This window comes from Chloroflexota bacterium (assembly GCA_009840625.1).
In the GTDB taxonomy this organism is placed as follows: domain Bacteria; phylum Chloroflexota; class UBA11872; order UBA11872; family VXNJ01; genus VXNJ01.
Window position 1 is genome coordinate 709,099 of the sequence record VXNJ01000001.1, and the last position, 8,885, is coordinate 717,983.

The 8,885-nt window shown below is 60.3% G+C and carries 8 protein-coding genes; all 8 read left to right on the forward strand.

Translation table 11 applies throughout. The annotated features are described in order from the left end of the window. Positions 1 to 3: 3 nt before the first annotated feature. The 8 genes from F4X41_03190 (at position 4) to cas2 (ending at position 8,668) form a co-directional block, all read left to right on the forward strand. Complete coding sequence (locus F4X41_03190) at positions 4 to 942, forward strand: ribose-phosphate pyrophosphokinase (GenBank protein MYB16029.1); 939 nt, start codon at positions 4 to 6, stop codon at positions 940 to 942. 105 nt (positions 943 to 1,047) lie between these two features. Continuing rightward, a complete protein-coding gene (locus F4X41_03195; protein ID MYB16030.1) occupies positions 1,048 to 3,240 on the forward strand; it encodes a CRISPR-associated endonuclease Cas3'' in 2,193 nt (730 codons plus the stop codon). Between the two features lie 99 nt (positions 3,241 to 3,339). Continuing rightward, a complete protein-coding gene (cas5c, locus tag F4X41_03200) occupies positions 3,340 to 3,999 on the forward strand; it encodes a type I-C CRISPR-associated protein Cas5 (protein MYB16031.1) in 660 nt (219 codons plus the stop codon). Further along, the gene (gene cas8c, locus F4X41_03205; GenBank protein ID MYB16032.1) at positions 3,996 to 5,762 is read left to right on the forward strand and encodes a type I-C CRISPR-associated protein Cas8c/Csd1; all 1,767 of its coding nucleotides are present in this window, start codon (positions 3,996 to 3,998) and stop codon (positions 5,760 to 5,762) included. The genes cas5c and cas8c overlap by 4 nt, the downstream gene beginning before the upstream one ends. Further along, positions 5,759 to 6,655, forward strand: a complete 897-nt coding sequence (gene cas7c / locus F4X41_03210) for a type I-C CRISPR-associated protein Cas7/Csd2 (protein MYB16033.1) — start codon at positions 5,759 to 5,761, stop codon at positions 6,653 to 6,655. The genes cas8c and cas7c overlap by 4 nt, the downstream gene beginning before the upstream one ends. A gap of 17 nt (positions 6,656 to 6,672) precedes the next feature. Next, complete coding sequence (gene cas4, locus F4X41_03215; protein ID MYB16034.1) at positions 6,673 to 7,335, forward strand: CRISPR-associated protein Cas4; 663 nt, start codon at positions 6,673 to 6,675, stop codon at positions 7,333 to 7,335. Continuing rightward, entirely contained in the window at positions 7,328 to 8,359 is a 1,032-nt protein-coding gene (cas1c, locus tag F4X41_03220; protein MYB16035.1) for a type I-C CRISPR-associated endonuclease Cas1, read from the forward strand. Before cas4 ends, cas1c begins: the two co-directional genes overlap by 8 nt. A gap of 18 nt (positions 8,360 to 8,377) precedes the next feature. Beyond that, complete coding sequence (gene cas2, locus F4X41_03225; protein ID MYB16036.1) at positions 8,378 to 8,668, forward strand: CRISPR-associated endonuclease Cas2; 291 nt, start codon at positions 8,378 to 8,380, stop codon at positions 8,666 to 8,668. Positions 8,669 to 8,885: the final 217 nt, after the last annotated feature.

Sequence of the window (8,885 nt, forward strand, 5' to 3'; positions counted from 1 at the left end):
CCGATGACCGGAAATTTGAAAGTATTCGCCGGCGCGTCCAACCACGCATTGGCAAAGTCGATCTGCGCCAACTTGGGTATACCGCTGGGCAACGCGGCGGTGAGCTCATTTCCGAACCGTGAAACCCGGATCCAGATCGAAGAGAACGTGCGCGGTTTCGACGCCTACGTGGTGCAGTCCATGTGCGCACCGGTAAACAACAACCTGATCGAGCTGCTGATCATGGTCGACGCCTTGCGGCGCGCATCGGCGGACCGGATCACCGCGGTCGTCCCCTACTACGGCTATGCGCGGCAAGAGAAGAAGACCGCCGGCCGGGAGCCGATTTCGGCCAAGCTCGTGGCGAACCTGATGCAGGTCTCGGGAGTGTCGCGGGTTTTGACGGTCGACCTGCACGCGGCTGCCATCGAAGGGTTCTTCGACATACCGGTCGACCACCTGCGCGCCGCCGGGCTGCTTGCGCAGGCACTTCGCGACCAGGGTTTCGACCGTTCGGCGGCGGTGGGTTCGACCGACGCCGGCGGCGTGGCACGGGCCGAAGATTTTTCCCGCCGGATGCAGGCCGAGGACCTCTTCGTGACATTCAAAAAACGCAATTCCGGGGATGACGTGACCCCGATTTCGCTGGTTGGGGACGTAGCCGGCAAGACCTGCATAGTCATCGACGACATCATCTCGACCGGCGGGTCGCTGCTGGCGGCGGCCGACCTGTTGTTGCAAAACGGCGCCGCCGCCGTCCACGCAGCCGCCGTCCACGCGGACTTTACGGCCAAGATCGATCGCCTGTTCGAATCCGAGAACATCGACAGCGTTTTGGTGACGGATACGATCCCGGTTGAATTCAAACACCCCAAACTGACGGTATGTTCGACTGCGCGCCTGCTCGCCGAGGCGATCCGGCGCATACACTTACACGAATCGGTCAGTGCTCTGTTCATTTGATAACGCTGTTTCAAGCGTTGGTCAGGAACAAAACGTCTTGCGCGGTCGCCCGAAAGTGTCGCTGAGGGCAGTCGTCACAACTCACATCAAATAGCGTCCAATACAGTGACGCTTTATGCGCATTCGCGCAACGCAAATGGAAGCCGTCAGCTCCTTACCGAACACTTACGTAACGTCGCCGAACTTGCGCGTGAGCGCGCCTACCCTTTCGGTGGAGGCAACCTCGCTTTCCTCGCCGGCCTCTGGCACGACGCGGGAAAGGCTGACCCGGAGTGGCAGCGCTACCTACGGGAGAGCGAGGCTGGTGCGCGTGGCAGGGGAGCCGGACCAGATCACAAATGCGCCGGAGCGCTGCTGGCCGAGCGCCAAGATCTCTGGTACGTAGGTCACCTGATTCATGGGCACCACGGTGGGCTTGCAAATCCTCATTCCGGATACCGCCCGTGGCTTACTGGCAAGCGGAACCTCCCGGGCCCAACCCGGGCGCTCGATGCCCTGCGAAGCGCGTTTCCTGACCTCTTGGGCTGGCCGAACCCCGACATCCCTCCGCACATAAAGGGCGATCCATTAGCCGCAGAATTCTTTTTGCGGATGACTTACTCGGCGCTCGTCGATGCCGACAGTCTTGACACCGAATCGCATATGCTGGGTGTCGCGAATCCTAGACGTGGCAGCACCGCGACGTTCGCAGAGCTCTGGCGACGCTACGAATCTTTCTTGGCAAACGAACCTCGAGCCCCGGACACTGACGTTAACCGCGTCCGACGCGAGGTGCACGAAGCCTGTCTCGACGCAGCCAAGGCACCACCTGGCTTCTTCCGGTTGACGGTCCCAACGGGCGGAGGCAAAACGCGATCGGCAGTCGCGTTCGCACTCAGACACGGAATCGAGCACGGTATGCGTCGGGTGGTCGTAGCCGTCCCTTTCACAACCATTACACAGCAGACTGCGGGGGTGTACCGGCGCATCTTTGAACGCGGTTACGAAGATGCTGGGCGTGTGGTGCTTGAGCATCACTCAGCTGGTGCGGAAGGTGGAGGCCGCGCAAGCGACGACGAGAGCCCGGCCCATGACGCCGTCTGGCAACGTCTTGCTTCCGAGAACTGGGACGCGACTGTTGTCGTGACCACGACAGTACAACTGTTTGAAAGTCTCTTCTCGAATCGCCGCGGGAAGGCGCAGAAACTTCACAATCTCGCCGGTAGTGTTCTCATTCTGGACGAGGCCCAGGCGCTGCCGGCTGGCTTGCTTGCCCCAATCCTCGATGGGTTACGGCAGCTCACGGAATACTATGGCGGTAGTGTTGTGCTTTCCACTGCGACGCAACCCGCATTCGATCTCGTGCCCGAGTTCAGAGGCATCCCGGCCCGCGACATCGTGCCCGGTCACGCCCGGCACTTCGCAGCGTTAAAACGTGTCGAGTACGACTTCTCAAAGACCGCAGGGCCGAATGATTGGTCGGAAGTCGCCAATTGGATGCGCGCGAAATCCAGCGTCCTCACCATCGTCAATACAAAGCGCCACGCGATGGAATTGCTTGACGCCCTTGGCGATCCGGATGCCTTGCACCTCTCTACTCTCCTCTGCCGCGCACATCGCGACGAGGTGCTAACCGAGATTAGGGGGCGTCTAGCCGCTGCCAAACCATGTCGAGTCGTAAGCACGCAAGTAGTCGAGGCTGGCGTCGACCTCGACTTCGCCACAGTGTTGCGCGCCGAGGCTCCACTCGATTCCATCATCCAAGCAGCCGGACGGTGTAACCGTGAGGGGCGGCTCGGAGGCCTTGGGCGCGTGGTGGTGTTCCGGCCCCCGGATGACTCAGCGCCGCCGGGGGTTTACCGCTCAGGGATTGATATTGCGAGGGTCGTACGCGAGCTGCCAGGCTTCGATCCGCACGATCCGAGGGCTGTCGGCTCTTACTTCAAGTTGTTGTTCGGAGCAGCAGTAAATGCCGACAGCAAAAAGATCCAGAACGCTCGCAAAAGCCTCGATTTCCCTACCGTGGCTGATCGATTTCGCATGATCGAAAGCGATGCATGTGACGTGATTGTGGACTTCCCCAAGCTGGAAACTCCGAGAATCGACATCCTTGTCGATCAGCTGCGAAATCGCGAACGACCTGCTCGCGAGATATTGCGGGATATTCAACCGCATATCATCTCAATCTACCGACGCGAGTACGAACGGCGCCACCGGGACGGATTCATAGAAGAGCTCTTGCCGGGCGTTGGGCGTTGGCTCGGATACTATGACCCGGTGCGCGGAATCATCGAAGCCGATCCCGATACCATCATTTGAGGCCACTACGGTCAGAGTTGTCTGTTCGCATTCCATCAATGCCGTGTTGCTCAGTAGCCCGACTTTCTGATTGCGATATATTCGGGCGGGAGATGATACATGGCCGGTGATCCGCCAACGTTAGAGGCAAAGTTCTGGGGCGACTATGCGTGCTTCACTCGCCCAGAAATGAAGGTCGAGAGAGTCACCTATCCGGTGATGACGCCTTCCGCCGCCCGCGGCGCGTTGGAGGCGATTTTCTGGAAACCTCAGGTCGCTTGGCGAATCGAGGAGATTCACGTCCTTAAGCCGATCGTCTACGCGTCCATCCTTCGAAACGAGATCAACGACCGCCAGAGTGCGCGCTCGGCGCGCGGCTGGGGGCAGAACGGGGGTGGCTATGACGCTGCTGACCGGCGCAGTCGCGCTCAGCGTCACACGCTTGCGTTGCGCGACGTGGCCTACGTCGTACGGGCGCAACTCATTCTGCAAGGCGGCACGGTTGACGACGTTGCGAAGTACCGTGACCAATTCCGCCGCCGCGTCGCTCAGGGCCGATGCTTCGCCACCCCGTACCTTGGCTGTCGAGAATTCAGTGCCTCGTTCGGTAAGCCGGAGCCCGGGGATGAGCCGATTAAACGGAGTGAAGACCTCGGGTTGATGTTGCTTGACATAGATTATGAATCCGGCAGTATCGGCCGCGGGAAACCGAGGTTCTTCACGGCCACACTTGATCACGGCGTGCTGCGCGTCCCGGATCGACTCGTGGGGTCCGCATGACCTTGTTGAGCAAGCTGAAGGAATACGCGGACGAGCGACTTGACGATCAGCTTCCATCTCTCTATGCGAATACTCCTGTCGCCTGGATAGTCATGCTCGATTTGGACGGGCGCGTGCTGTCGCCGCGCCCGATTTCGCGCGTAGATTCGAGCACAACTCGCGGCAAGCGCGGCCTCGATATGGTTGCGCCGGAAGTGCAGCGTGCGGCTGGCATCAAGCCGTTGCTGCTTGCCGACAACGGCGAGTACACATTCGGGCGCGCACGTGATCCCGCAAAGCAACAGCGCGTCGACCGAGCGCACTCTGAATACCGCAATCTTCTCGACCGTTGTGTTGTTGAGACGGAAGAACCCTCAGTGCTTGCTGTGAAACGGTTCTACGAGCGTGGCGGGGTCGACCAACTGACCCTCGACGACGAGTGGGATTACGGGCTCAAGATCACGTTCCAGGTGACCCTGAAAGATGGCGCATTCCAGCGCCCAATTGACTTACCCTCCGTGCAGGAGTTCTGGCTTGCGTCGAACACGCCGGACGCCGCAGCCAAGGATCAATGCCTCGTGTGTGGCGATACCAGGCCCGTGCTCGATCGATTGCAGGCGAAAGTCAAAGGGGTTCGTGGTGGCCAATCGGCGGGCACGTCGATCATCTCCGCAAACAAGAGCGCGTTCGTTTCGTACGGGCTGAAGGCGTCAAGGATTGCCCCCACCTGCGGAGGGTGTGGGGAATCCTTTACGCGCGCGCTCAATAGCCTGCTGGCTGATGAGCACACCAGCCTCGTGGTCGCAGAATCGACATTTGCCTTTTGGGCGCGGGACGTTGTTGAATTCGATTTTGGAAGTCACATGCGGCGACCCGACCCCTTACAGGTAAAGTCGGCCATCGACTCGCTGCGGACAGGGCGAAAAGCAACGATCGAGGACGAAACGGAGTTTTACGCTGTAGCGTTAACGGCGAGCGGTGGTCGCGTTGTCGTCCGGGACTGGATTGAAACGACCGTCGGGAGCGTGAGGGAAAGCGTCGCTAGGTGGTTCAGACTGCAGGAAATCTCCGATCCTCGAGTTGAGGATCCCGAAGGCGAGGATCCCCGTCCCTTGAGTCTCTTCCAACTTGCCGCCTCAACAGTGCGGGATGTGCGTCGAGACCTCCCTGCCACGATGCCACGTTCATTGTTCAGGTGCGCGTTTTCGGCCGTACCGCTTCCACTGGAAATCGCCTTTCAAGCGGTCAATCGCTGTCGCGCTGATAAGGGCGTAACCCGCCCCCGTGCCGCACTCATCAAGCTCGTCTTGCTTAGCCGTGAGGCTACCCTGCCAAAGGAAGACTACATGATTGCTTTGGAATCCGAACACCCATCGCCAGCCTATCACTGCGGCCGCCTGCTAGCCGTCATTGAAGATGTGCAGCGAGCCGCCCTCCCGGGCGTGAACGCGACCGTCGTCGACCGCTATTTTGGTGCGGCGTCTTCCACGCCTGCTGTAGTTTTCGGCACGCTGCTACGTGGAGCGCAGCCCCATCTCGCTCGTTTGGAACGCGACCGTCCAGGGGCCTATGTGAATCTCCAACGCAGCCTTGAGCAAGTCATGGCGCGGATCGGCGACTGGCCGGCGACGCTCGCGCTCGAGGAGCAGGCGCTTTTCTCGCTCGGTTATTACCACCAGCGCGCGTATGGCAGGGCAGAGATGCGAAGACGCCAGGCGACACGTAGCGCCGAGCCGGGCGCCGAAGACTCGAAAATCGGTTTCGGACAGGAGCAACATTCATGACTAGCGCCGACAACTTGCCGACGGACATCACCCGCCGCCATGATTTTGTACTCCTCTTCGATGTGCGGGATGGAAACCCCAACGGCGATCCGGACGCTGGAAATCTGCCTCGCGTCGATCCCGAAACCATGCAGGGGCTCGTGACGGATGTAGCAATCAAACGCAAAGTGCGCGACTTTGTTGACATGGCGCGCGGCGAGGGGCGCTTCAAGGTGTATGTTCAGCACGGCCAGTTCCTCACGAATCGTCGGAAGATGGTCTTTGACGAGCGTGCGAGCGGGGACAGGGTGCCCGCCGTCAGCGACGCGCAAAGTTGGATGTGTGAGGAGTTTTTTGACGTGCGGATGTTTGGGGCGGTCATGTCGATGACCGAACGCAATGCGGGCCAGGTGCGCGGCCCGATGCAGCTCACCTTCGCACGATCCGTCGATCCCATCATCCCTTTTGACTTGAGCATCGTCGGCCCGGCGCAGAACGAACGGGACGTAAATCGCGAGAACGCCTCTGGTCAAGCTACTAATTACGGTACGATGGGCCGCAAATCAACGGTTCCGTACGGGCTATACCGTGCGCACGGCTTCTTCAATCCTCACTTCGCCGCGAGGACTGGGGTGGATGCCGAGGACTTGTCAGTTTTCTGGAACGCCCTCGAGATGATGTGGGATGTCGACCGCTCCGCCTCGCGTGGTGAAATGGCCTGCCGGGGCCTCTACGTCTTCAGTCACGAGAGCAAGCTCGGTAACGCCGCCGCACACCGTCTGTTCGACGTTATCCGCACTCCCCGGAGCGCGGCCGATGCGCCGCGATCATTTTCCGATTACTCGATTGGGCGCCCGCCGGACGGCCCGATCGAAGGCGCCCCCGGAGTGTCTCTTAGCACTCTAGTCGGCTGATCCGCGAATCCGGCTCCGTGGAAGGAACCGCCACGCCATGGGGCGACCAGGAGTTGCTCGATGTGCCAATCTCGGCCATTGAGCACTTCTCCTATTGCCCTCGGCAATGCGCTCTAATTCACGTCGAGCAGACTTTCGAGGAAAACGTATTCACAGTCCGTGGACGCATCTCGCACGAGCGCGTAGATAGCGGCGAGACTGAGAATCGACCCGGCGTCCGCGTGCTTCGCGGACTCCCGCTCTGGTCCAAACGTCTTGGCCTGCGAGGCAGGGCGGATGTAGTCGAGTTGCGTCCGGGCTCGCCGCCCTTTCCGGTCGAATACAAGGTCGGCCGCAGGCGTCCTCCACACGCCGACTTGCAACTCTGCGCGCAGGCGCTTTGTCTTGAGGAGATGCTCGGAACAGAGGTTCCAGAAGGGGCGATCTACTCGCACGCCGAACGGCGGCGCTATAGGGTGCCTCTGACCGAAGAATTGCGGCAGCGGACGGTGTCGCTTGTTGCAGAAGTGCGAAATCAACTCCGCGATCAAATGTTACCGGAGGCCGCCGACGATGCACGGTGCCCACCGTGTTCGCTAATCAATGCCTGCCTACCCCAGGTAGCTGCGCAACCGAATCGCCTGCGTGGCATGCAAGGCGCTCTCTTCCGACCGCTGGTTCCGGTAATCGAAGATGTATGAGTTGCTCAATACCCTTTACATCACAACCCAAGGGGCTGTGCTCCGTCTCGATCACGACACCGTGCGCATCATAGTCGAGAACGAGACTCGCGCGCGCTTGCCGCTTGCACGTCTGCAGGCAATCGTAGCCTTCGGCCGAGTTTCCCTAACGACTCCGCTCATCCACCGGTGTGCGAATGACGGAAGAGGGGTCGTTTGGCTTTCCGCCTACGGCCGGTTCCGCGCGCGCCTAACCGGGCGTACGCTTGGTAATGTTCTGTTGCGTAAGGCGCAGCACGAGGCCGTTAGCGATCAAGATCGGACGCTGGCTCTTGCTAAGCAGTACGTGGCCGGAAAAGTACAAAACGCGCGAACGCTTACATTGCGAGCGGCGCGCGAAAGCGCCGAAGCCGGCGACGAAACCGAACTTCGCGCCGTCGCGGACCGATTGGCCCCACTTCTTGGTGAGATTGGCGATGCATCCGATCTGGACATACTTCGCGGACTTGAAGGAATCGCGGCTCGGACCTACTTCCGTGGTTTCAAAAAAATGGTCCGAACTGACCGGGCAATGTTTGCGCCGGATGGCCGCAGCAGGCGTCCGCCGCGGGATCGCACGAATGCGCTACTGTCTTTTTGTTACGCATTGCTTCGCGCCGAGTGCGAAGCGGCACTTGAAGGCGTAGGCCTTGATCCACAAGTTGGGTTCCTGCATGCCCTGCGCCCAGGAAGGCCCGCCCTGGCGCTCGACTTGATGGAGGAATTGCGGCCCGCAATCGCAGATCGACTCGTGCTTCGCCTGGTTAACCGCCGCCAGATCCGCGCAGACCACTTTGAGGAGACACCGGGGGGCGCGGTGAATCTCACTGAGCAGGGGCGCCGCGCGATGCTTACCGGGTACGAGAGACGAAAGAATACCTCGGTGCCGCACCGGCTGCTCAAAGAGCGAATTCCGGTTGGGCTAATACCCCATGTGCAGGCGCGGTTACTTGCCCGCCACTTGCGGGGGGATCTGCGTCACTACGTCCCATACTTGGCTCGCTGAGGCAGCGTCGGCGGAACGATGGAGGTTTTAGTTGCGTATGACGTGGCGACTGACGATGCAGTGGGGCGGAGAAGGTTACGTCGCGTGTCGCAAGCCTGTGCCGCTTACGGTCAACGTGTCCAGAAGTCTGTCTTCGAGTGCGTATTGACTGACGCGGACATGGAGGTCCTCGTCGCACGTCTACGATCAGAAATTGATGAAACGGTGGACAGCGTCCGCATCTACCGGCTACGCGAGCCTCTAGCCCGACACTTGCGCACGTTTGGTGCACAACCCCCGCATGACCAACGCGACCCACTAGTATTCTGAACCTTACCGGCGAGCGGACCTCGTGCGATCACCCACAACCCTTCCATCCGCGCAATTCTTCCGGTCGAATTGGCGAAATTGTGGCCCAAATCGTTCGAAGAATCTCGCGTTTGGCGGGATTATGGGCTCTGTGATCGACAATAATGCGACCTATGGCCCGCAAATGCGAGGTTTCGTAGGGTTGCGCCCGGCCTTCGGGACGGGCGGGGATTGAAAC